This is a genomic window from Citrobacter sp. LST-B2 (genome assembly GCF_057983045.1).
The window spans coordinates 330,012-351,812 of record NZ_CP192598.1 but is presented as its reverse complement, the minus strand read 5'-3'; the positions used below and the strand labels follow the sequence as shown (position 1 = coordinate 351,812).

General features: G+C 55.1%; 22 protein-coding genes. 4 read left to right on the top strand and 18 right to left on the bottom strand.

Annotation, left to right across the window (positions count from 1 at the left end; translation table 11 throughout):
* Positions 1-37: 37 nt before the first annotated feature.
* Complete coding sequence (gene ggt, locus ACQ0PY_RS01625) at positions 38-1,783, bottom strand: gamma-glutamyltransferase (RefSeq protein ID WP_109739763.1); 1,746 nt, start codon at positions 1,781-1,783, stop codon at positions 38-40.
* A gap of 119 nt (positions 1,784-1,902) precedes the next feature.
* On the opposite strand from ggt, the gene ACQ0PY_RS01620 reads away from it, so the two are divergent.
* Positions 1,903-2,280: a DUF2756 family protein gene (locus ACQ0PY_RS01620; protein ID WP_042998465.1), complete on the top strand. Its 378-nt coding sequence runs from the start codon at positions 1,903-1,905 to the stop codon at positions 2,278-2,280.
* On the opposite strand, the gene ugpQ is transcribed toward ACQ0PY_RS01620, so the two are convergent.
* From ugpQ to livK, 10 genes are all read right to left on the bottom strand, one after another.
* The gene (gene ugpQ / locus ACQ0PY_RS01615) at positions 2,264-3,010 is read right to left on the bottom strand and encodes a glycerophosphodiester phosphodiesterase (RefSeq protein WP_334263146.1); all 747 of its coding nucleotides are present in this window, start codon (positions 3,008-3,010) and stop codon (positions 2,264-2,266) included. The genes ACQ0PY_RS01620 and ugpQ overlap by 17 nt on opposite strands.
* On the bottom strand, positions 3,007-4,077 hold the full coding sequence (locus ACQ0PY_RS01610; protein ID WP_109739762.1) for a sn-glycerol-3-phosphate import ATP-binding protein UgpC: 1,071 nt from the start codon (positions 4,075-4,077) through the stop codon (positions 3,007-3,009). Before ACQ0PY_RS01610 ends, ugpQ begins: the two co-directional genes overlap by 4 nt.
* Position 4,078: 1 nt before the next feature.
* Positions 4,079-4,924 (bottom strand): sn-glycerol-3-phosphate ABC transporter permease UgpE, encoded by an 846-nt coding sequence (gene ugpE / locus ACQ0PY_RS01605; RefSeq protein ID WP_044327552.1) that lies wholly within the window; start codon positions 4,922-4,924, stop codon positions 4,079-4,081.
* Positions 4,921-5,808 (bottom strand): sn-glycerol-3-phosphate ABC transporter permease UgpA, encoded by an 888-nt coding sequence (gene ugpA / locus ACQ0PY_RS01600; protein WP_099433893.1) that lies wholly within the window; start codon positions 5,806-5,808, stop codon positions 4,921-4,923. Before ugpA ends, ugpE begins: the two co-directional genes overlap by 4 nt.
* Positions 5,809-5,914: 106 nt before the next feature.
* Positions 5,915-7,231: a sn-glycerol-3-phosphate ABC transporter substrate-binding protein UgpB gene (ugpB, locus tag ACQ0PY_RS01595; RefSeq protein ID WP_044253566.1), complete on the bottom strand. Its 1,317-nt coding sequence runs from the start codon at positions 7,229-7,231 to the stop codon at positions 5,915-5,917.
* A gap of 267 nt (positions 7,232-7,498) precedes the next feature.
* A complete protein-coding gene (gene livF, locus ACQ0PY_RS01590) occupies positions 7,499-8,212 on the bottom strand; it encodes a high-affinity branched-chain amino acid ABC transporter ATP-binding protein LivF (RefSeq protein WP_044253570.1) in 714 nt (237 codons plus the stop codon).
* 1 nt (position 8,213) lies between these two features.
* A complete protein-coding gene (livG, locus tag ACQ0PY_RS01585; protein ID WP_042998472.1) occupies positions 8,214-8,981 on the bottom strand; it encodes a high-affinity branched-chain amino acid ABC transporter ATP-binding protein LivG in 768 nt (255 codons plus the stop codon).
* A complete protein-coding gene (gene livM / locus ACQ0PY_RS01580; protein ID WP_042998473.1) occupies positions 8,978-10,255 on the bottom strand; it encodes a branched chain amino acid ABC transporter permease LivM in 1,278 nt (425 codons plus the stop codon). Before livM ends, livG begins: the two co-directional genes overlap by 4 nt.
* The gene (gene livH / locus ACQ0PY_RS01575; protein ID WP_042998474.1) at positions 10,252-11,178 is read right to left on the bottom strand and encodes a high-affinity branched-chain amino acid ABC transporter permease LivH; all 927 of its coding nucleotides are present in this window, start codon (positions 11,176-11,178) and stop codon (positions 10,252-10,254) included. The genes livM and livH overlap by 4 nt, the downstream gene beginning before the upstream one ends.
* Before the next feature lie 46 nt (positions 11,179-11,224).
* Entirely contained in the window at positions 11,225-12,334 is a 1,110-nt protein-coding gene (gene livK, locus ACQ0PY_RS01570; RefSeq protein ID WP_058587458.1) for a high-affinity branched-chain amino acid ABC transporter substrate-binding protein LivK, read from the bottom strand.
* Positions 12,335-12,754: 420 nt separating this feature from the next.
* Here livK and panM point away from each other — a divergent pair, with 420 nt between their 5' ends.
* The gene (gene panM, locus ACQ0PY_RS01565) at positions 12,755-13,138 is read left to right on the top strand and encodes an aspartate 1-decarboxylase autocleavage activator PanM (protein ID WP_109740602.1); all 384 of its coding nucleotides are present in this window, start codon (positions 12,755-12,757) and stop codon (positions 13,136-13,138) included.
* A gap of 179 nt (positions 13,139-13,317) precedes the next feature.
* Here the strand turns inward: panM and livJ are convergent, their stop codons facing one another.
* The 6 genes from livJ to ftsY all read right to left on the bottom strand — a co-directional run bounded on the left by livJ (position 13,318) and on the right by ftsY (position 20,340).
* Complete coding sequence (livJ, locus tag ACQ0PY_RS01560) at positions 13,318-14,418, bottom strand: branched chain amino acid ABC transporter substrate-binding protein LivJ (RefSeq protein WP_142764811.1); 1,101 nt, start codon at positions 14,416-14,418, stop codon at positions 13,318-13,320.
* A 208-nt stretch (positions 14,419-14,626) separates the two neighbouring features.
* Positions 14,627-15,892 carry a 4-aminobutyrate--2-oxoglutarate transaminase gene (locus tag ACQ0PY_RS01555; RefSeq protein WP_054176487.1) on the bottom strand — a complete coding sequence of 422 codons (1,266 nt, stop codon included), beginning with the start codon at positions 15,890-15,892 and terminating at the stop codon, positions 14,627-14,629.
* A 130-nt stretch (positions 15,893-16,022) separates the two neighbouring features.
* A complete protein-coding gene (rpoH, locus tag ACQ0PY_RS01550; protein ID WP_042998479.1) occupies positions 16,023-16,877 on the bottom strand; it encodes an RNA polymerase sigma factor RpoH in 855 nt (284 codons plus the stop codon).
* Positions 16,878-17,130: 253 nt separating this feature from the next.
* Positions 17,131-18,189 carry a permease-like cell division protein FtsX gene (ftsX, locus tag ACQ0PY_RS01545; protein WP_042998480.1) on the bottom strand — a complete coding sequence of 353 codons (1,059 nt, stop codon included), beginning with the start codon at positions 18,187-18,189 and terminating at the stop codon, positions 17,131-17,133.
* Positions 18,182-18,850, bottom strand: coding sequence for a cell division ATP-binding protein FtsE (ftsE, locus tag ACQ0PY_RS01540; RefSeq protein ID WP_042998481.1), 669 nt, complete (start codon positions 18,848-18,850; stop codon positions 18,182-18,184). Before ftsE ends, ftsX begins: the two co-directional genes overlap by 8 nt.
* 2 nt (positions 18,851-18,852) lie before the next feature.
* Positions 18,853-20,340 carry a signal recognition particle-docking protein FtsY gene (ftsY, locus tag ACQ0PY_RS01535; RefSeq protein ID WP_109739761.1) on the bottom strand — a complete coding sequence of 496 codons (1,488 nt, stop codon included), beginning with the start codon at positions 20,338-20,340 and terminating at the stop codon, positions 18,853-18,855.
* A 159-nt stretch (positions 20,341-20,499) separates the two neighbouring features.
* Here ftsY and rsmD point away from each other — a divergent pair, with 159 nt between their 5' ends.
* Complete coding sequence (gene rsmD, locus ACQ0PY_RS01530; protein WP_042998483.1) at positions 20,500-21,096, top strand: 16S rRNA (guanine(966)-N(2))-methyltransferase; 597 nt, start codon at positions 20,500-20,502, stop codon at positions 21,094-21,096.
* The gene (locus ACQ0PY_RS01525) at positions 21,086-21,355 is read left to right on the top strand and encodes a DUF1145 family protein (RefSeq protein ID WP_042998484.1); all 270 of its coding nucleotides are present in this window, start codon (positions 21,086-21,088) and stop codon (positions 21,353-21,355) included. The genes rsmD and ACQ0PY_RS01525 overlap by 11 nt, the downstream gene beginning before the upstream one ends.
* Before the next feature lie 65 nt (positions 21,356-21,420).
* Here ACQ0PY_RS01525 and ACQ0PY_RS01520 read toward each other — a convergent pair whose 3' ends face one another.
* Positions 21,421-21,780, bottom strand: coding sequence for a DUF2500 domain-containing protein (locus ACQ0PY_RS01520; protein WP_099433894.1), 360 nt, complete (start codon positions 21,778-21,780; stop codon positions 21,421-21,423).
* Positions 21,781-21,801 lie beyond the last annotated feature (21 nt).

Sequence of the window (21,801 nt, the reverse complement as noted above, 5' to 3'; positions counted from 1 at the left end):
AGGCCGGGTAAGGCGAAGCCGCCACCCGGCAACAAAATCAATACCCCGCCGTTAAATCGTCCACAGTGCGTGGGTCTGATGCGCCATACAGCGCGCCGTCCGGACCTACCATAATGCTCTGTGTGCTACCCATCGCTTCTTTCAGCGCAACCTTCTGCCCTTTTTGCTCAAGTAGTTTGAGGGTATCCGGACTAAAGCCTTTCTCCACACGCAGCTCATCCGGCAGCCACTGATGATGGAAACGCGGCGCGTTGGTCGCTTCCGCCACATTCATCCCGAAATCGATGCTGTTGACCACCATTTGCAGCACAGTCGTGATAATCCGGCTCCCACCCGGACTGCCCGTAACCAGCCAGGTTTTACCGTCTTTCACCACGATGGTGGGCGACATTGACGACAGCGGACGTTTCTTAGGCCCAACGGCGTTGGCATCGCCTCCCACCAGACCATAGACATTTGGCACGCCCGGCTTAGCTGAGAAGTCATCCATCTCGTTATTCAGCAGAATGCCGGTATCCCCCGCCACAATGCCGGTCCCGAAGGTGGTGTTGAGGGTATAAGTGACCGCCACGGCGTTACCGTCTTTATCCACCACCGAGAAGTGAGTGGTCTGGTTACTCTCGTAGGGCGCCAGTTTGCCAGGGCGAATTTCGCTGGAGGGTTTCGCCTTGTTGATATCGATCCGTTCGGCAATCGATTTGGCGTAATCTTTGTTGGTCAGCGCCTGCCACGGCACCTTCACAAAATCCGGGTCGCCCAGGTATTCCGAACGATCGGCGTAGGCCTGTTTCTCCGCTTCCGCCATCACCTGCATGGCGTCCGCACTGCCGAAGCCGTATTGCTTCATGTCGAAGTTTTCAAGGATATTCAGGATTTGCACGATGTGGATCCCGCCAGAGGACGGCGGTGGCATCGAGAAGACCTGATATCCGCGATAGTCACCGCTAATTGGCGTGCGCTCTACCGCTTTATAGCCCGCCAAATCCTCTTTGGTCATCAGCCCGCCATTTTTCTGCATCTCCTGCGCAATCTGGTCGGCAATCTCCCCTTTATAAAAGGCATCCGGCCCCTTTTCCGCAATCAACTCCAGGCTTTTCGCCAAGTTTTTTTGTACCAGTTTGTCGCCCTTTTTCAGCGGCTCACCGTCCTTCCAGAAAATGGCTTTGCTGTTTTCGTGATTCGGAATGACTTCACTGCCGTAGGTTTTTAGATCGTCCGCCAGCGCATCGTTAACTACAAAGCCCTCTTCCGCCAGTTTGATCGCCGGACGCACCACCTTGTTGAGCGGCAGGGTGCCATATTTTTCCAGCGCCAGAGAGAACCCGGCCACGGTGCCCGGCGTGCCGGACGCCAGATGGGAGGTCAGCGATTTTTTACTGTCCGGATTGCCCTGGTCGTCAAGGAACATATCGCGCGTGGCGTTAGCGGGTGCCATTTCGCGAAAATCGATCGCCGTGGTCTTACCGTCTTTAGTACGCAGCAACATAAAACCGCCGCCGCCCAGATTCCCGGCCTGCGGATGCGTGACCGCCAGCGCATACCCTACGGCGACCGCAGCATCCACGGCGTTCCCGCCCTGTTTGAGAATATCCACCCCAACCTTCGTGGCCATGGCATCTACCGAGGCCACCATCCCCTGCCTGGCGCGAACGGGATGGAACACATCCTCTTCCACCCCATACGACACCGGAGGGGGTGAAGGGGGGACGGCGAGCACACTGAAACAGCTTCCTGAGAGCAGAGCAGCAAGGGCTACCCGGCGTAAAAACGTCGGTTTCGTCATCGTTATTCTCCAAAGATGTGGGGTCAGCCCCCCACTAAGCCTGGTGCATAACTCTGAAATGATCCTCGTTTCGCCGGGAAAGGGGTAAACTTAAGAGAGACCTCAGTGGAGGAATGATGATGAAACGATACGTAATTTTGACAGCGCTACTGCCGTTTGCCTGTCTCGCACAGCCGATTAACACGCTGAACAATCCGAACCAGCCGGGCTATCAGATCCCCAGCCAGCAACGGATGCAGACGCAGATGCAGACGCAGCAGATCCAGCAGAAAGGAATGCTGAATCAGCAGTTAAAAACGCAGACGCAGCTTCAGCAGCAAAATCTGCAAACACAGATGAACAACAATCAGCAGCGGATCCAGCAGGGTCAGGTACGCGAGCAGCCGTTGCCCAATACCAACGGCGGCATGTTGAGCGGCGGTACGCGTCTGGAGAGCGGCCAGCAGCACATGCTACCGCCGCGGCAGAATGGCGATATGCTTAATCCGCAGCAGTAAAGTCCGGGCCAATCACGTCAATCGCATCCGTACAGATGCAGTCCACGCCCCAGCGTAGCAGTTCAGCCGCACGCTGGGGTTTGTTGACGGTGTAGACCAGAATATGTAATCCCGCCGCTTTAAGCTGTCTGACCCGCGCTTCATCCAGTAGCTTGTGATTCAGGTGAATCGACACGCACGCCAGGCGAGTGGTCAGTTCGCGCCAGTCATCACGCCACTCGTCAAATAACAACCCTCGCGGCAGCTCTGGTACGGCGGCCTGCGCCGCTTCCAGCGCATCAATTTCAAATGACGACAGCAGCGGCGCAGTCATCCCCTGCCACAGCTCACGCGCAGCGAGAGCAATCACTTTCCCCGTCAGCGGTCCGGTTCCGGTAGTCGGTTTAATTTCGATATTGGCCATCAGGCCATGCTGGCGACAACGCGCGGCCACCTGCGAGAGCAACGGCAGCGGTTCGCCTTTAAACTCGCCGCTGTACCAGCCACCGGCATCCACCCGCAGCAAATCCTGCCAGTTGAGCTCTCCCGCCACGCCCCAGCCGTTGCTGGTGCGCTCAAGGTTATCGTCGTGCAGCAGGAAAATTTCCCCGTCCTTCGACAGCTTCGCGTCAAACTCGATCATGGTGTGCCCGTAATGCGCGCCGACGTCGATCGCCGCCAGCGTATTTTCCGGCGCCAGTTTACCGCCGCCGCGATGGGCGACGATGCGGGGATACGGCCAGTTACTCATACACGTTTTCCTGTTTCACCATCAAAAAGGTGCAAATGATTTTCCGGCAGATGCAGCCACAGCGTGCTGCCTGCCTTTGGGCGTTCCTGATGGGCCAGACGCACCACCAGTTTCTGATCGCCCCAGCGACCGTGCGCCAGATTATCGGCGCCCAACATCTCCAGCGTGTCCATCACCAGCGGCACACCGCCCTCCGCCTGGGAGCTTAGCGTAATATGTTCCAGGCGGATACCCAGCGTCATTTTTCGCCCGGCGTAGCCACGATAGTACCAATTGATGGGCAGCGCCATGCCGCTTTCCAGTTCGAAGTGCGTACCCGCATGGCTGATACGTCCTTCCAGCAGGTTCATCGCCGGGCTGCCGATAAAGCTCGCCACAAAGCGGCTGGCCGGTTTTTCATAGACCTCTACCGGCGTGCCAATCTGCTCGGCAATACCTTTGTTCATCACCATCACGCGCTGGGCGAGCGTCATGGCTTCGACCTGATCGTGGGTCACGTATAGCGAGGTAGTTTTCAGACGACGGTGCAGGTGCTGAAGCTCCAGACGCATCTGTACGCGCAGTTTGGCATCGAGGTTCGACAGCGGCTCATCAAACAGGAAAACCGCAGGGTCGCGCACAATGGCACGCCCCATCGCCACACGCTGGCGCTGACCGCCGGAGAGTTCGCGCGGACGACGTTTGAGCAGACCATCCAGTTCGAGAATACGCGCCGCTTCTTTCACCCGCTGTTCGATGTGTCCCTTGCCCATCCCACGGATTTTCAGCCCCCACGCCATGTTCTCTTCCACGCTCATGTGCGGGTAGAGCGCATAGTTCTGGAAGACCATCGCGATGCCCCTGTCTTTCGGCTCCATTTCAGTCACGCGCTGACGGTCAATCCAGATATCGCCGCTGGTGACGTGCTCCAGCCCGGCCACCATCCGCAGAAGCGTTGATTTCCCGCAGCCGGACGGGCCGACCATCACAATGAACTCACCGTCCGCCACGTCCAGCGTCAGCGGTTGAATCACCTGGGTTTTGCCATCCCAGCTTTTGGTTACTGCCTGTAATTTTAAACCTGCCATCTTATTTCTCACTATCGACCAGGCCGCGGACAAACGCGCGCTGCATGGCTAAAACAATGACTACGGGTGGGATAAGGGTGAGCAGCATTGCCGCCATCACCTGATTCCACAAGGTGGTGCCTTCGCCGGTGGCAATCATGCCTTTGATCCCCGCCACGGCAGTCCCCAGATTGACGTCGGTAATAATCAGCAACGGCCACAGATACTGGTTCCAGCCGTAGATAAAGGTGATGACGAACAGCGCCGCCAGATTGGTTTTCGACAACGGCAGCACGATGTCGCGGAAAAATCTCATCGGCGAAGCGCCATCAATGCGCGCCGCTTCGATCAGCTCATCCGGCAGGGTCATAAAGAACTGGCGGAACAGAAAAGTGGCGGTTGCCGATGCCATCAGCGGTAGCGTCAATCCTGCGTAACTGTCGAGCATATTCAAATTGGCAATCACTTCCACCGTCGGGAAAATACGCACTTCGACCGGCAGCATCAGGGTGATAAAAATCATCCAGAAGAACAGGTTACGCAGCGGAAAACGAAACCAGACGATAGCAAAGGCAGAAAGCATCGAGACCGCGATTTTCCCCACCGTAATGCCAAACGCCATGATGAAGCTGTTAAGCATCATCAGCCAGAACGGCGCGCTGTTCACACCGACGCCGTTGGCCCAGATGTTTTTCATGTTTTCCAGCAGATGCGTACCAGGGATAAGCGTCATCGGCGTTTCAAACACCGCGTTGTTGTCCAGCGTCGCCGCGACAAACGCGACGTACAGCGGGAACAAAATTACGACAATCCCCAGAATCAGCATGGTGTGGCTGAATATTGTCAGCCCGCGACGGTTCTCAATCATTGGTAACGCACCTTACTTTCCACATAGCGGAACTGCACCACCGTCAGAATGATGACGAGGAACATCAGTACCACCGACTGCGCGGCGGACGCAGAGAGATCCAGCCCGGCAAACCCTTCACGATAGATCTTATAAATCAGCGTCGTAGTAGCCTGAACCGGACCGCCTGCGGTCGCGGCATCGATCACCGGGAACGTATCGAAGAAGGCGTAGACCAGATTGACCACCAGCAGGAAGAAACTCACCGGCGCGATCAGCGGTAACGCCAGCCTGAAAAAGCGACGAACAGGCCCTGCGCCATCGATCGCGGCGGCTTCAACCAGCGAACGTGGGATCGATTGCAACGCGGCAAAGAAGAAAAGGAAGTTGTAACTAATCTGCTTCCAGACGGAGGCAAAAACTACCAGGAACATCGCCTGCCCGCTGTTCTGTGCATGGTTCCAGTCATAACCAAACTGCTCAAGGAAGTAGGTAATTAGCCCACGTCCTGGGTTAAACAGGAAAATCCACAGCACGGCGGCTACCGCAGGGGCCACGGCATAGGGCAGTAGCATCAGCGTCTGATACAGACGACTGCCGCGCACGACGTAATCCACCAGCGCTGCGAAGAACAACGATACCAGCAGGCCGCTGAAGGTCACCAGCGCGCTGAATTTGATCGTCGTCCAGAAAGCGTCGAGATAGTAGCGGTCATGAAACAGCGTGACGAAATTATCCAGTCCCACGAACTGACTGGAAAGCCCAAACGGATCGACGCTTAGTAGCGAGTACCACAACGCTTCGCCTGCAGGCCAGATAAAGAAAATAACGGTGATCGCCAGCTGTGGCGCAACCAGCAAATAAGGCAGCCAACGCGAGCGAAACACCGGACGGGATGATGACATTGAGATTTGATTCCTGAACAATGCAGGGTGGCGGCTACACCTTACCCGGCCTGCATGTAGTTCGTTTTAGGCCCGGATCGCTACGCGCCACCGGGCAAGTCACAGATTACGATTTGGTCGACTGCTCAAAGCGGCGCAGCAACTGATTACCACGTTCTACCGCAGAGTCCAGCGCCTGCTGTGGCGTTTTTTTGCCGGTCCACACGCTTTCCAGTTCTTCATCAACGATGGTGCGAATCTGCGGCATATTGCCCAGTCGCAGCCCTTTGGTGAACGGCAACGGCGGTTTGTTCAGCATCTGGCGGGTCGCAATGTCTGCCCCGGGATTCTTGTCATAGAAGCCCTGCTCACGAGTCAGGTCATAAGCCGCTTTGGTGATCGGCAGATAACCGGTTTTCTGATGCCATTCGGCCGCATTTTCCGGTTTTGCCAGGAAGTCGAGGAACTCGGCCACGCCTTTGTAGGTGTCGCTGCCTTTGCCCTGCATTACCCACAGGCTCGCGCCGCCGATGATGGCGTTCTGCGGTGCGCCTTTGGCATCCGCATCGTAAGGCATCATGCCTACGCCATAGTTGAATTTGGCGTAATGACGGATATCCGCAAGCGAACCGGACGAGGCGGTGGTAATAGCGCAATCGCCGTTGTAAAACTTCTCGGTGGATTCATCTTTACGCCCGAAATAACTGAAATCGCCCTTCTTGTTCAGATCGGCAAGCAGCGCGATGTGTTTTACCTGTTCTGGCTTGTTGAACTCCAGCACCGCATCAGTGCCGTCGAAGCCATTGTTCTGGGTCGCCACCGGCAAACCGTGCCAGGCGCTGAAGTTTTCAATCTGGATCCACCCCTGCCAGCCGCTGGCGTAGCCACACTTCATCCCTGCGGCTTTCAGCTTCGCGGTGTAATCCGCCAGATCCTGCCAGGTTTTCGGCGGCTGCTCCGGATCTAAGCCCGCTTTTTTGAAGGCGTCTTTGTTGTAGTACAGCACCGGCGTAGAGCTGTTAAATGGCTGAGACAACAGATGCCCGGATTTCGAATCGGTGTAGTAACCGGAAACGGTCGGAACAAACTGTGACTCGTCGAAGTTGATGCCCGCATCCTTGAACACTTCGTAAACCGGTTTAATCGCTTTTGAGGCCATCATCGTCGCGGTGCCGACTTCATAAACCTGCAGCAGCGCCGGTGCATTTCCGGTACGGAACGCGGCGATACCGGCGCTCAGGCTCTGCTCGTAGTTACCTTTGTACACCGGCACAATCTTGTAATCCGGGTGGGTGTCGTTGAAACGTTGCGCCAGGGAGTCAACTTCTTTACCCAACTCCCCTTCCATGGAATGCCAGAATGGAATGGTGGTAACGGCCATTGCGTTTGTCGCAAAAGCCAGACCAACCGCCAGACCCAAAGCTGTGTGTCGTAACGATGTCATTGTCATCATCTCTCTTATTGTGCCGGATGCGCGAAATCACGCGTTTTATGCTCGCGAGGTAACATGACATGCGCGAATGACAGAAAGATAACCGTCAGATGACGAAGCGGTGACAGCCAGGCTTCAGGTGAATGACGTTTCAGTGGCAAGAAAACAAAAAAAGCCGGGTGGCGGCTTCGCCTTACCCGGCCTGCATCAGGTGTAAATATCGAATGTCGTGTAGGCCGGATAAGACGCCATGCGCCGCCATCAGGCATCACAAACCGCTTAACCGCCTAAATACGCGCTGCGTACCGCTTCGTTTGCCAGCAATGCGTCGCCGGTGTCTTCGAGAACGACATGACCGTTCTCCAGCACGTAGCCACGATCGGCCAGCTTCAGCGCCTGATTAGCGTTCTGCTCAACGAGGAAGATGGTCATTCCCTGCTCGCGCAGTTGTTCGATAGTGTCGAAGATCTGCTGGATGATAATCGGCGCCAGCCCCAGAGATGGCTCATCAAGCAGCAGCAGGCGCGGTTCACTCATCAGCGCACGACCAATCGCCAACATCTGCTGTTCACCGCCGGACATGGTGCCCGCACGCTGAATACGACGCTCATGCAGACGCGGGAACAATTCGTATACCCACTTGATGCGTGCCTGAAACTGATCGCGCTCGGCAAAAAAACCGCCCATCGCCAGATTCTCTTCCACCGTCATGCGGGAAAACACGCGACGCCCTTCCGGAACGATCGCCACCGCTTCACGCATGATTTTCGCCGTTTGCCAGTCGGTAATGTCTTTGTCATCAAACACAATCCGACCGCTGGTCGCACGCGGATCGCCACACAGCGTGCCAAGCAGCGTGGTTTTTCCCGCGCCGTTGGCACCAATCAAGGTCACAATTTCTCCCTGATTGATGTGCAGGCTCACCTCGTGCAGCGCCTGAATTTTGCCGTAGTGGGCACTGACTTTGTCAAAGGACAACATGACTTTTTCCATCTTATGCCTCACCAAGGTATGCACGGATCACGTCCGGGTTATTTCGAATCTGTTCCGGCGTCCCGTTCGCCAGCGGCGTGCCCTGGTTCACCACGTAAATACGGTCGGAAATCCCCATTACCAACTTCATATCGTGTTCAATCAGCAGAATGGTGGTGTTGTGATGGTTGCGCAGTTCGGCAATCAGCTCGTCCAGCTCTTTGGTCTCTTTCGGGTTAAGACCCGCAGCCGGTTCATCCAGCATCAAAATTTCTGGCTGCGTCACCATACAGCGGGCGATCTCCAGACGGCGCTGGTCGCCATAAGCCAGGTTACTGGCCTGACGGTTCGCATGCTCCAGCAGCCCGATACGCTCAAGCCAGGTGGCCGCGCGATCCAGCGCTTCGCTCTGCGCCCGACGAAACGCCGGGGTTTTCAGCAGACCGGAAAACACGCCTGTTTTCAGTTGCTGATGCTGTGCCACCAGCAGGTTTTCAATCACCGTCATTTCGCGAAACAGACGCACGTGCTGGAAAGTTCGCACCACGCCCATCCGGGCAATTTGTTGCCCCGGCAGCCCTTCAAGGTGCTGATCGCGAAGCTTAATGGTGCCCCCCGTCGGCTTATAAAAACCGGTCAGGCAGTTAAACACCGTGGTTTTACCGGCGCCGTTCGGCCCAATCAGCGACACAATTTCTTGCGGATGCAGCTCCAGTTCAACGTTGTTCACCGCCAGCAGACCGCCGAAGCGCATCATCAGACCGTTAACCGATAATAATGGCTGACTCATGCCTGCTCTCCTTTCGCTTCCCCGTTTTTCAGTTTCAACTGTGGACGGGTCATCGGCAGCAAACCCTGCGGACGCCAGATCATCATCAGTACCATCAAACCACCCAGCATTAACATGCTGTATTCGTTGAAATCACGCATCAGTTCACGCGACACCACCAACAGAATGGCCGCGAGGATCACCGCAAACTGGGACCCCATCCCGCCGAGCACCACAATCGCCAGCACAAACGCCGATTCGGCAAAAGTGAACGATTCTGGGCTGACAAACCCCTGACGCGCCGCGAACAGCGTACCGGCGAAACCGGCAAACGCGGCGCTGATGGTAAAGGCGGTCAGCTTGATGCGCGTGGGGCTCAGACCCAGAGAGCGACAGGCGATCTCATCTTCACGCAGCGCTTCCCACGCTCGCCCCAGCGGCATACGCAGCAGACGGTTAATCACAAACAGGCTCAGCACCACCAGCAGCAGCGCGACCAGATAGAGGAAAATCACGCGATCGGACGGATCGTATTTCACATTGAAGAAGTTGCTGAAGGTATCCCAGCCGCCTTCACGTGCGCTGCGGCTGAACTCGAGACCGAACAGCGTCGGTTTCGGGATCTGGCTGATGCCGTTCGGACCGCCGGTGATTTCAGTATTGTTGAGCAGCAGAATACGGACGATCTCACCAAATCCCAGGGTGACGATTGCCAGGTAGTCGCCACGCAGACGCAGCACCGGGAAGCCCAGCAGGAAACCCGCCGCCGCTGCGACCAGTCCCGCCAGCGGCAGGCAGGTCCAGAAGCCGAGACCGTAATAGTGGTTCAGCAGCGCAAAAGTGTACGCGCCAATTGCGTAGAAACCGCCGTAGCCTAATACCAACAGGCCGGAAAGCCCGACGACAACGTTCAGCCCCAGGCCGAGAATGATATAAATCATGGTCAGCGTGGCGATATCCACCGTGCCGCGCGAGACCATAAACGGCCACGCCACGGCAATCACCAGCAGCGCAATCAGGAACAGCTTCTGCTTTACGGTTGAGCCATCAATCGCTGGCAAAATAAACTTCGGCCCGGAGACGCTTTTCAGGCTCTTCTGGAATACCGGACGCAGCATCTGGAAGAAAAAGACCACGGCAGTGCCGATAAACACCCACTGCCAGCGGATGTCGGCAGCGGTGTCCACCACCAGTTTGGTGCCATCCAGTTCCAGTTGAACGCCCATAAAGACGCCCGCCAGCACGAAGAACATCGCGGCAGAGAGCAGCGCCATCGCAAAATGCATCGGTTTCATACTTTCTCTACCTCCGGACGGCCCAGAATCCCGGTCGGCATCACCAGCAGTACCAGAATCAGCAGGGCGAACGACACCACGTCTTTGTATTCCGTACTCAGATAAGCAGAAGAAAGCGCTTCCGCGACGCCCAGAATCAGGCCGCCGATCATCGCGCCTGGAATGCTGCCGATCCCGCCAAGTACCGCTGCGGTAAAGGCTTTCATCCCGGCCATAAAGCCGATATAGGGATTGATCACCCCGTAGAATTGCCCGAGCAGCACGCCGGCCACTGCCGCCATCGCTGCGCCAATCACAAAGGTCAACGCAATCACGCGGTCCGTGTTAATCCCGAGCAGGCTGGCCATTTTCAGGTCTTCCGCACATGCACGGCAGGCACGTCCCATGCGGGAGTAACGGATAAAAATGGTCAGTGCCAGCATCGCCAGGAAGGTCACAACCCAGATGACCAGTTGCATGGTGGTGATCGAGGCGGAGAAGTTTTCGCTGGCCCCCACGACCCATTGCCCGTTGAACAGGCTGGGCAGCGCCACGTCACGTGAACCTTCCGTCAGGCTGACGTAGTTTTGCAGGAAGATAGACATCCCAATCGCGGAGATCAGCGCAATCAGACGTTTGGAATTCCGGACGGGCCGATACGCCACCCGCTCAATGCTCCAGCCGTAGGCGCTGGCAATGATAATCGCCCCAATGAATCCGGCCGCCACCAGCAACCAACTGGTATCGATCCCCATCATCATGAGTGCCGCGATAATCATAAAAGAGACATAGCTACTGATCATGTATACCTCGCCGTGGGCGAAGTTGATCATGCCGATAATGCCGTACACCATGGTGTAACCGATGGCGATCAGCGCATAGGTGCTTCCCAGCGTGACGCCGTTAAACATCTGCTGCAAAAAGTACAGGAACTGCTCGGACATAAAAAAACCTTTCTATTTCCGCCCGCGTGAACGGGCGGTGGGATAATTATTTGGCTGCCGTGGATGACCCATCGGCGTGCCACTGGAAGACACCAAATTCAAATCCCTTTAGATCGCCTTTTTCATCCCATTTCAGCGGCCCAATGACGGTATCAGCACCGTTTGCTTTTAAATCTTTCACCAGATCCAGCGGCGCTTTGCTGCCAGAACGGTCCATTGCCGTTGCCAGTGACTGCACAGCAGCGTAGGTGATCCACACATACGGACCGGTCGGATCTTTTTTATCGGCTTTCAGCGCATCAACAATCGCTTTGTTGTCCGGATCCTGGTCATAGCGTTTTGGCATGGTGACCAGCATGCCTTCAGCTGCTTCACCGGCGATATTCGACAGCGATGCATTGCCCACGCCTTCCGGCCCCATGAACGTGGTTTTCAGCCCGACGGAGCGCGCCTGGCGCAGCATCTGCCCCATTTCCGGGTAGTAGCCGCCGTAGTACACAAAGTCGATGTTCTCTTTTTTCAGGCGCGCAAGCAGCGCGGAGAAATCTTTCTCGCCTGCGGTGATGCCATCAAAGAAGACGATATTGGCGTTTGCCGCTTTCAGCGCATCCTGAACAGAGCGCGCCAGGCCTTCACCGTACTGCTGTTTGTCGTGAATGATGGCGATGCGCTGCGGTTTTACGCTCTCAAGAATGTATTTTGCCGCGGTCGGTCCCTGAGAAGAATCCAGTCCCGCGGTACGCATGATGTGCGCGTAGCCGCGCTGCGTCAGTTCCGGGTTGGTCGCACCAGGCGAGATCATCAGAATGCCTTCATCTTCGTAAATATCCGACGCAGGCTGAGTCGAAGAGGAGCAGAGGTGACCAATCACATACTGAATACCGTCGTTGACGATTTTGTTCGCCACCGCCACGGCCTGTTTTGGATCGCAGGCGTCGTCATATTCCACAGCGACCAGCTTGTCGCCGTTGATGCCGCCTTTGGCGTTGATGTCTTTGATGGCCTGACGCGCGCCGTTAAATTCCATGTCGCCCCACTGCGCCACTGGACCCGACATCGCGCCGACAACAGCAACTTTAATATCCTCTGCCATTGCCGCCTGTGACATCGCCAGTGCAATCACCCCTGCGATGACCGTTTTCGCATTCCGTTTCATTTACTGAATCCCCATTCGTGATGTACTTATTTTCTATTTATATGGTTAAAAAGCAGACTGTGCTTTTTTTGCACTACACTATTTTTACCAGTCTGATTAATGGTTTAGCGCAGTATTTTCCGCAAATACAGCGTAAAACCTCTATTTTTCAGTCTATTAAGAACAGATAATATTCTGCTTTTCACCATAGATAAACAAAAAAAAGCACACTTGTCAGCATAAAATAACGGGACAATGAGCCGAATAAAACACTACCTTCCAGGGTATTATCCTGCCTGTTTTTCATTCTCTGATGTTTCGAACTGAGGTTCTGACCGTCATAAAATTAATCACCTGCCAAATGATTTAAAAAAGAGAAAGCGTCCGGTTGAATTATTTCGGTACACTTGCACTCTCTTTTGTGATTTGGACATGCTGTCGATGAAGCTGACCATCATTCGTTTAGAACACTTTAGCGATCAGGATCTGATCGACCTGGGCAAAATCTGGCCGGAGTATTCCGCCGCCTCTTTAAGCGTAGATGAAACGCACCGGATCTACGCGGCACGATTTAATGAGCGGTTGTTAGGCGCCGTAAGGGTCACCCCGAGCGGCACTCAGGGCGCGCTGGATTCGCTGCGCATCCGTGACGTCACGCGGCGTCGGGGGGTGGGAAAATATCTGGTGGAAGAAGTGATCCATGATAATCCGAACGTCTCCTCCTGGTGGATGGCGGATGTCGGCGTGGAAGACCGGGGCGTCATGGCGGCGTTTATGCAGGTACTGGGCTTCACCGCACAGCAAAACGGCTGGGAAAAACGTTAAAAAAGCCGGGTGGCGGCTTCGCCTTACCCGGCTGGCTATATTCTCTGCTGCCTTTTCCCAAGAATTTCGTGTTGCAGGAAGGCGGCAAGGGATGACATCCCCGGAAGCTTACCGACGTAAGTGACCGGGGTTGAATAACACAGCCAATGCACCTGCAATGCGCAATGACGCCGTGTAAATTACTTCGCGTCGGTCGCCGTGCCGTTGGCATGCCAGTCGAAGACGCCGAATTCAAAGCCTTTCAAGTCACCCTTCTCATCCCACGACAGCGGTCCCATGACGGTATCCACGGAGTTCGCTTTCAGCCAGGTGGCGATTTCAGCCGGATCGGCTGACTGGTTCAGGCCCGCCTGCAAAGATTGCAGCGCGGCGTAGGTGGTCCACACGAACGCCCCGCTCGGATCTTGTTTTTTCGCCTTGATCGCATCAACGATAGGTTTGTTCGCAGGTACCTGGTCGTAGTTCTTCGGTTTGGTCACCAGCAGACCTTCGGCCGATTCACCGGCGATGTTAGACAGGGAAACGTTGGCTACCCCTTCAGGACCCATGAACTGCGTTTTCAGACCTGCAGCACGTGCCTGACGCAGGATCTGCCCCATTTCCGGGTGATAACCGCCGTAGTAAACGAAGTCGATATTCTCTTTCTTCAGACGCGCCACCAGCGTGGAGAAGTCTTTCTCACCGGCGGTGATACCGTCAAAGAACACCACGTTAGCGTTGCCCTTCTTCAGATTTTCCTGCACGGCACGCGCCAGACCTTCACCGTACTGTTGTTTGTCGTGAACGATCGCGATGCGCTGCGGCTTCACTTTTTCCAGAATGTATTTCGCGGCGGTCGGACCCTGGTCTGAGTCCAGGCCCGTGGTGCGCAGCACCAGCTTGTAGCCGCGAGAGGTCAGCTCCGGTGCCGTTGCCGCCGGGGTGATCATCAGAATGCCTTCGTCTTCGTAGATGTCAGACGCGGGCTGAGTGGAAGAGGAGCACAGGTGGCCGATAACGTATTTGATGCCGTCATTAATCACTTTGTTGGCGACTGCGACCGCTTGTTTCGGGTCACAGGCATCATCATATTTAACGATCTGCAGTTTTTCGCCTTTGATTCCGCCTTTGGCATTAATGTCTGCAACCGCTTGTTCTGCGCCAGTAAACTCCTGGTCGCCGTACTGGGCTACCGGACCGGACATCGCACCGACAACAGCGACTTTAATATCGGCCTGAGCCATTGTGCTGAATGCCAACGCGATACATCCTGCCAGTAACGCTTTACCCTTCATATTCATCCTGACCTTCCCCATTCTTATGGTTATTACGACTATTGTGATGTTGTTGTGTAGCGCTTTATTTCGATTATAGGTGTGCAGCTCGCGCATTTTCAGCACACTCTGCTAAAACATACCCCATTTTTATAGTTTTGGAATAGCTAATTTCATATTCAAATAATAAGTGAACGACATAGCGTCGTGCCGCCCGGTAATGGACGGCACAGGTTTATCGTGTCAGCGAGTGGGTGATAATGCCGAGCGCCTGACGAAATTGCGCGTCAGGGATGGTGAGCGGATAAAGAAAACGGATGACGTTGCCATACACGCCGCAACTCAGTAGCAGAAGTCCTTCCTGCAAGGCGCGATCCTGCACCTGCCGCGTGAATTCCGGGGAAGGTTTTCCGCTATGCGGATCGTTGAATTCTACCGCCACCATCGACCCCTGCGCGCGAATATCGGCAATAAACGGGCAGTCCGCTTTTGCCTGGTTCAACGCCTCGACCAGCGTCGTGCCCAATGTAGCGGCGCGGGCGCAGAGCTGTTCTTCATCAATCACATCCAGCACCGCGTGTGCCGCAGCAACCGCCAGCGGGTTACCGGCATACGTTCCCCCCAGACCACCAGGCGCAGGGGCATCCATCACTTCGGAACGGCCAGCGACCGCAGAGAGCGGCATACCGCCTGCCAGGCTTTTCGCCATCGTCATCAGATCAGGCTGTACGCCATGATGCTCCATCGCAAACAGTTTGCCGGTACGGGCAAAGCCGGTTTGCACCTCATCGGCGATCAACAAGATACCGTGGGTATCGCACAACGCCCGCAGCGCCTGCATGAACTCCGTTGGCGCAATATTAAAACCCCCTTCGCCCTGAACCGGTTCAAGAATGATGGCGGCAACCTGATCTGGCGCGATATCGGCTTTGAAAATGCGCTCCAGACTTTGCAGCGCATCGGCGGTGCTCACACCATGTAACGCATTAGGGTACTGAGCGTGATAAACCGAACCAGGGAACGGGCCAAAACCGATTTTGTAAGGTGCCACTTTACCGGTCAGCGCCATCGTCATGAAAGTCCGCCCGTGGAAAGCGCCGCCAAAGGTAATGAGCCCGGGTCGTTTGGTATATGCGCGGGCAATCTTCACCGCGTTTTCCACCGCTTCTGCCCCGGTGGAGAAGAATGCCGTCTTCACCGGCCCGTCAATCGGCACACGTTTATTGATACGTTCCGCCAGTCGGACATAGCTTTCGTAGGGAACAATCTGGTAAGCGGTATGAGTAAAAGACTGGAGCTGTTTTTCGATGGCGGCGATGATTTTTGGGTGACGATGCCCGGTATTCAGCACCGCAATACCAGCGGCAAAATCGATCACCTCACGGCCTTCCACATCCCACAATGTTGCGTTTTCCGCCCTCTCAGCGTAAAAGCCACACATCACGCCGATCCCGCGCGGCGTCGCCTGCAAACGCCGTTCATTCAGTTCGTTATTCTTCATTTTCTTCCCCTAAGATGCGCACAACCCATCGGTAAGTGTTTGCCAGGGGGGAGGAATTCGCCAGATCAGGCGCTAAAAAAACAAAAACCCCGGACAGTTATCCAGGGTTTTAGCGGGGGCTTCGCGGGAGTTACGCTTCGATAGCGGCGCGAAGTTTTTTCATGGCGTTCTTTTCAAGCTGACGCACACGTTCTGCGGAAACACCGTAGCGATCGGCCAGTTCCTGCAGCGTAGATTTGTTATCTTCGTCCAGCCAGCGGGCGCGGATAATATCCTGGCTACGCTCGTCGAGACCTTCCATCGCATGGGTCAGTTTGTTGGCAGCCTGATCTTCCCAGTTATCCTCTTCAATGCCGTCGGCAAAGTTAGAGGTTTTATCCTGCAGATACAGGACGGGCGCCATCGGCTGGCTGTCGGACTCATCGTCCGGGGACATATCAAACGTCATGTCCTGCGCCGCCATACGAGATTCCATCTCGCGGACGTCTTTACTGGAAACACCCAGCTCACGCGCCACCATTTCCACTTCATCCTGATTAAACCAGCCCAGACGCTGCTTGGTTTTACGCAGATTAAAGAACAGCTTACGCTGTGCTTTAGTGGTCGCCACTTTCACGATACGCCAGTTACGCAGGACATATTCGTGGATCTCAGCTTTAATCCAGTGCACGGCGAAGGAAACCAGGCGCACACCCACTTCCGGGTTGAAACGGCGCACGGCTTTCATCAGGCCGATATTCCCTTCCTGAATGAGATCCGCCTGCGGCAGGCCATAGCCCGCATAGTTACGAGCAACATGAACAACAAAGCGCAGGTGAGACAGGATCAGCGTCTTAGCTGCTTCCAGATCGCCCTGGTAATGCAGCTTTTCAGCCAGTGCCCGTTCCTCGTCAGCCGACAACATCGGCCACGCGTTCGCAGCCCGGATGTAAGACTCCAGGTTACCAACAGGGGCTAAAGCTAAATTTTGCATTTCTTTGGTCATTCAAATCCTCTCAATTTTTATCGTCTGGCACCACAGCGATAGATATCAGCAACAACCGTGCCAGCGTTAATGAGCAACGAGATTAGCATTCACTCTTTTATCAGACCGTGATTTTATCCACAAGTTCAATGCAACGTTGTGTATAAATTACGCACAAATTGTGACATGAAGATGAAAAGTGGGGAAGAGACAACAGGAACTCTTTCCCTGCGAACGGAAACCCATTGCAGGGAAAGATTATATCACGGTTTTTTTAATCAGGAGTAAAGTGACGTAAATGTTGAACCGTCGCGAGCCACGCCGCCACCCAGCCGATCATCGAGCAAACCAGCAGCAGTAACAGGCACTCATCGAACGATAAGCCATTGAGATCAAACTTCGTTCCGAAAACTTGCGCCACTTCCGTGACCGCCGACGACAGTCGTAACACCAAAATTTCTGACAAAATCAGTGAAAGAAATGCGCCAGAAAAACCGAGCAATGCGCCGCCGTACAAGAACGGACGCAGGATAAATCCATCCGTCGCACCAATCAGTTTTTGCACGTTAATCGTATCGCGACGGGCAAAGATGCTCAGCCGCACGCTGTTACCAATGACGAGGAAGACGGCGGCAACCATCAGCACACCAATCATCGCCGACACTCGCCCGACCAGACCGGTCAGCGCCGCCAGACGGGCAAACCAGCTGTCGTCCATCCGCACTTCATCAATCCCGTTAATACGAGAGACGCGGTCGCGCAGCGTATTCAGCGAATCGGTGCTCTGGAAGTCGAGTTTCGGGATCACCACCGCCACCGCAGGCAAGGGATTCTCTTCCAGCATATCCAGCGCGCCGCCGAAACCGGACCAGTTGCGGAATTCGCCGAGGGCATCTTCACGAGAAAGGTAATTCACCTTCTCCACACCCTGCTCAGCCTGCAACTGGGCGACGACGCCTGCCGCCGCATCATCATCCAGCGTTTTTTGCAGATAAACGGTGATCTGCGGAGACGGGTAATACTGCGTCGCTGCCTGGTTAACGTTTTTGTAGACCATGTAGCAGACGCTCGGCAGAGTCAGGGAGATGGCAATCACCATCACCGTCAGAAACGTCGCCAGCGGTTTGCTTTTCAGATCCTGTAACGCGCCCTGGAACGCATAGCGCACCTGCTCGTTAAAGACGTTGGTTTTACGTGAGTTCGGCTTTGGCGACGGTTTCGCCCGCTTCGGCGCGTTACGTCCACCGTCACCGGAGGAGCCGCCGGAACGACGAAAACGGTCCAGCCGTCCGCCGAACTGTTTGATTTGATTGATAGCGTCGCGCTTATTCACGGGCTTCGCCTCCATGCAAATGGCCATCACTCAGGGTAAGCATACGGTACGACCGACGGGAAATGAGCCCGATGTCGTGCGTCGCCATCAGCACCGTCACCCCGACGCGGTTAAACTCTTCGAACAGACGCAGAATCCCTTCCGACAGCGCGTCATCCAGGTTACCGGTCGGTTCATCCGCCAGCAGTACCGCTGGCTTGTTCACCACCGCACGGGCGATCCCGACACGCTGCTGTTCACCCCCGGAGAGCTGAATCGGGAAGTTTTTCGCTTTGTCCAGCAGTCCAACCTTGTCCAGCGCCGCCGATACGCGACGACGAATATCATCCCCGCTGGCACCGGCGATAATCAGCGGGATCGCCACATTGTCGAATACCGTTCGGTCCATCAACAGGTGGTGATCCTGGAAAATCATGCCGATCTGACGACGCAAAAACGGCACTTCACGGTTTTTCAGTCGCGTGATGTCATGCCCACTGAAGAGGATTTTCCCGGCGCTGGGCCGCTCAATCCCACAGATAAGCTTCAGCAGGGTACTTTTCCCCGCGCCGGAGTGGCCGGTCAGAAACGCCATCTCGCCCGGCTGCATATGGAATGTGACCCCTTGCAGCGCTTGTCTCCCACCGAGATAGGCCTTGCTGACATGTTCAAAGCGAATCATTGTTAATCCTCTCGGGCAAAAAGTGCCTCTATAAAATCGTCCGCCTTAAACGGACGTAAATCCTCGATACGTTCGCCCACACCAATATAGCGGATAGGGATGCCAAACTGATCGGCCACCGAGAAGATCACCCCACCTTTCGCCGTACCGTCCAGCTTGGTCAGGGTAATACCGGTCAGGCCCACCGCTTCATGGAACAGTTTGGCCTGGCTTATCGCATTCTGCCCGGTGCTGGCATCAAGCGTCAGCATAACTTCATGCGGCGCGTCTTCGTCCAGTTTCTTCATCACGCGAACGATTTTTTTCAGTTCTTCCATCAGGTGCGATTTGTTTTGCAGACGACCTGCGGTATCGGCAATCAGCACATCAATGTGTCGCGCCTTCGCGGCCTGAATGGCGTCGAAGATAACGGAAGCGGAATCCGCGCCGGTATGCTGGGCAATCACCGGAATATTGTTACGCTGACCCCAGACCTGCAACTGTTCGACCGCTGCGGCGCGGAACGTATCGCCCGCCGCCAGCATCACGGATTTCCCTTGCTGTTCAAACTGGCGCGCCAGCTTACCGATGGTGGTGGTTTTCCCCACCCCATTCACGCCGACCATCAGAATAACAAACGGCGTTTTACCTTCAACGTTCAGCGGTTCATCGACTTTCGCCAGAATCTCGCCCATCTCGTCTTTCAGCAGTCCGTACAGCGCTTCAGCATCTTTAAGCTGTTTGCGGCTGGCGCCTTCCGTCAGATTGGCGATGATTTTGCGCGTGGTTTCCACGCCCACATCGGCAATCAGCAGTTGTTCTTCCAGCTCTTCAAACAGATCATCGTCGATTTTTTTACCACGGAACAGACTGATAAATCCGGAACCGAGGTTTTCTTTGGTTTTCAGTAAACTGCGTTTCAGACGCGCGAAAAAACCTTCTTTGGTCGGTTTTTCCTGTTCCTGAATCATCTCTTCGACCGGCGCGTCTTTTTCCGCCAGCGGAACGATCATTTGCGCGTCTTCCGCCGCTTCCGCCGCCAGCGCTTGTGCTTCCAACTCTTCGTCGGTCAGTTCCGGTTCGTTTTGCGCCTCTTCTTCTACCGCTTCAACAATCTCAACGGTTTCCGCTTCGGCCTGCCACTCTTCGGCGGAGGTTTCCTCTTCGGCTTTCACCTCTTCCGGCAACGGCAGCTCTTCGTGCGCAACGGCAATCTGCGGCTCAACCTGCGCGTCAACATGCTCTTTCGCGACAGTGGGTTCTGCTGACTGGATGGTTTCGATTTCCTGAACCTGTTCCGTCACCTCAACCACTTCCTCAGCAAAGGCTTCAGCCTCTTCTTTGCTGTGAAGCGGCGCTTGCGCTTCTACGTCAGCCGCCGTTTCAACGGGTTCGTCGGACGGTAATTGCGCTTCAACACCCTGCTGATCTTCGGTTTTTTGTTCTTGTTCCTGCTCTTTTTCACCAAAGCCCAGCCAGGAAAAGAAGCCACGTTTTTTCTGTTTTGCCATCTGCGATTACGCTCCTGGGGACTCATTCTCTTGCCGCTTTGAGGCATCCTGAATGATTTTGTGTATAGACGCTAAAAAAAATGATGAAATAGTCTATCACTTTACTTAATCCACATCACCGCCTGGAATCATCTGCACGCGGCGGTTTGAGCAACAGAAATGAAAAAAACGAATCACTCAGGTAGCGGCCAAATCCGCATTATTGGCGGACAATGGCGCGGCCGCAAACTCCCGGTCCCCGATAGCCCTGGTCTCCGTCCGACAACGGATCGCGTGCGTGAAACGCTGTTTAACTGGCTGGCACCGGTGATAGTAGAAGCCCAATGTCTGGACTGTTTTGCCGGAAGCGGCGCACTGGGGCTGGAAGCGCTATCACGCTATGCCGCTGGCGCCACGCTGCTGGAGAGGGATCGCGCAGTCTCTCAGCAGTTACAAAAGAACCTGGCTACGCTGAAAGCAGGGAATGCAAAAGTCGTTAACACGAATACCCTGACATTCCTGACGCAGTCAGGCACGCCGCATAACGTGGTATTTGTCGATCCGCCGTTTCGTAAAGGGTTACTGGAAGAGACCTTAAACCTGCTGGAAACTCACGGCTGGCTGGCGGATGTTGCCTGGATTTACGTGGAAAGCGAAGTGGAAAACGGTCTGCCGCCCGTGCCGACGAACTGGTCATTGTACCGGGAAAAAATCGCCGGGCAGGTCGCGTACCGTTTGTATCAACGCGAAGCACAAGGAGAAAGCGATGCTGATTAATCTTGGTCGACTACTGATGCTCGGCGTGTGGGCATTCTTATTGTTAAACCTGGTGCAACCCTTCCCGCGACCGCTCAACATCTTCGTTAACGTCGCCCTCGTGTTCATGGTACTGATGCACGGCATGCAGCTGGCGCTACTGAAGTCCACCCTGCCCAAAGACGGACCGCAAATGACCACCGGTGAGAAAGTCCGTATTTTCCTGTTTGGCGTGTTTGAGCTGCTGGTCTGGCAGAAGAAGTTTAACGTTAAAAAGTAATACGGCATGAAGGTGCCGGATAGCGCTTCGCTTATCCGGCTTACCCAGGTGAGCGGTTTCCCGTCTTATGGCTGAGCAACAAACTCGACGAAGCGCGACCCTTTGTAGCTTAGCGTCCCTTTATCCCCCACCGTCAGCGCATGATACTGACGCGCCTCCAGGCGGAAGGTCTTTTCCAGCCCGCCGTTCTGTGGTTTAAAGCTCACCTCATAGCGCATACTGGTTCCCGCTGGCGTGACCTGCTGCTGTCGGGAACGTCGGTCGTTGATGGGCTTTTCACGTTTATTGCTGACCACCATTTGCGCCTGACGAAGCGGTGCCGCATCGTTATCGGCTTTTTCCCGCCGCTGTTGCATAAAGCGGAATGAGGCGGCAACGATAATTAACACAATGATAATAATGAAGAAAAGTGGCGGCTTACTCATATTGATAACCCATCAGAAAAT

Excerpts from the sequence above, each read along its gene's own strand:
- ftsE (WP_042998481.1), bottom strand. The coding sequence starts at position 18,850 with ATGATTCGCTTTGAACATGTCAGCAAGGCCTATCTCGGTGGGAGACAA.
- ACQ0PY_RS01520 (WP_099433894.1), bottom strand. The coding sequence starts at position 21,780 with ATGAGTAAGCCGCCACTTTTCTTCATTATTATCATTGTGTTAATTATC.
- ACQ0PY_RS01555 (WP_054176487.1), bottom strand. The coding sequence starts at position 15,892 with ATGAAGAATAACGAACTGAATGAACGGCGTTTGCAGGCGACGCCGCGC.
- ftsY (WP_109739761.1), bottom strand. The coding sequence starts at position 20,340 with ATGGCAAAACAGAAAAAACGTGGCTTCTTTTCCTGGCTGGGCTTTGGT.
- rsmD (WP_042998483.1), top strand. The coding sequence starts at position 20,500 with ATGAAAAAAACGAATCACTCAGGTAGCGGCCAAATCCGCATTATTGGC.
- rpoH (WP_042998479.1), bottom strand. The coding sequence starts at position 16,877 with ATGACCAAAGAAATGCAAAATTTAGCTTTAGCCCCTGTTGGTAACCTG.
- livH (WP_042998474.1), bottom strand. The coding sequence starts at position 11,178 with ATGTCCGAGCAGTTCCTGTACTTTTTGCAGCAGATGTTTAACGGCGTC.
- livK (WP_058587458.1), bottom strand. The coding sequence starts at position 12,334 with ATGAAACGGAATGCGAAAACGGTCATCGCAGGGGTGATTGCACTGGCG.
- livJ (WP_142764811.1), bottom strand. The coding sequence starts at position 14,418 with ATGAATATGAAGGGTAAAGCGTTACTGGCAGGATGTATCGCGTTGGCA.
- ugpA (WP_099433893.1), bottom strand. The coding sequence starts at position 5,808 with ATGTCATCATCCCGTCCGGTGTTTCGCTCGCGTTGGCTGCCTTATTTG.
- livM (WP_042998473.1), bottom strand. The coding sequence starts at position 10,255 with ATGAAACCGATGCATTTTGCGATGGCGCTGCTCTCTGCCGCGATGTTC.
- ACQ0PY_RS01610 (WP_109739762.1), bottom strand. The coding sequence starts at position 4,077 with ATGGCAGGTTTAAAATTACAGGCAGTAACCAAAAGCTGGGATGGCAAA.
- livF (WP_044253570.1), bottom strand. The coding sequence starts at position 8,212 with ATGGAAAAAGTCATGTTGTCCTTTGACAAAGTCAGTGCCCACTACGGC.
- ugpQ (WP_334263146.1), bottom strand. The coding sequence starts at position 3,010 with ATGAGTAACTGGCCGTATCCCCGCATCGTCGCCCATCGCGGCGGCGGT.
- ggt (WP_109739763.1), bottom strand. The coding sequence starts at position 1,783 with ATGACGAAACCGACGTTTTTACGCCGGGTAGCCCTTGCTGCTCTGCTC.
- ACQ0PY_RS01620 (WP_042998465.1), top strand. The coding sequence starts at position 1,903 with ATGAAACGATACGTAATTTTGACAGCGCTACTGCCGTTTGCCTGTCTC.
- ugpE (WP_044327552.1), bottom strand. The coding sequence starts at position 4,924 with ATGATTGAGAACCGTCGCGGGCTGACAATATTCAGCCACACCATGCTG.
- ugpB (WP_044253566.1), bottom strand. The coding sequence starts at position 7,231 with ATGACATCGTTACGACACACAGCTTTGGGTCTGGCGGTTGGTCTGGCT.
- panM (WP_109740602.1), top strand. The coding sequence starts at position 12,755 with ATGAAGCTGACCATCATTCGTTTAGAACACTTTAGCGATCAGGATCTG.
- livG (WP_042998472.1), bottom strand. The coding sequence starts at position 8,981 with ATGAGTCAGCCATTATTATCGGTTAACGGTCTGATGATGCGCTTCGGC.
- ACQ0PY_RS01525 (WP_042998484.1), top strand. The coding sequence starts at position 21,086 with ATGCTGATTAATCTTGGTCGACTACTGATGCTCGGCGTGTGGGCATTC.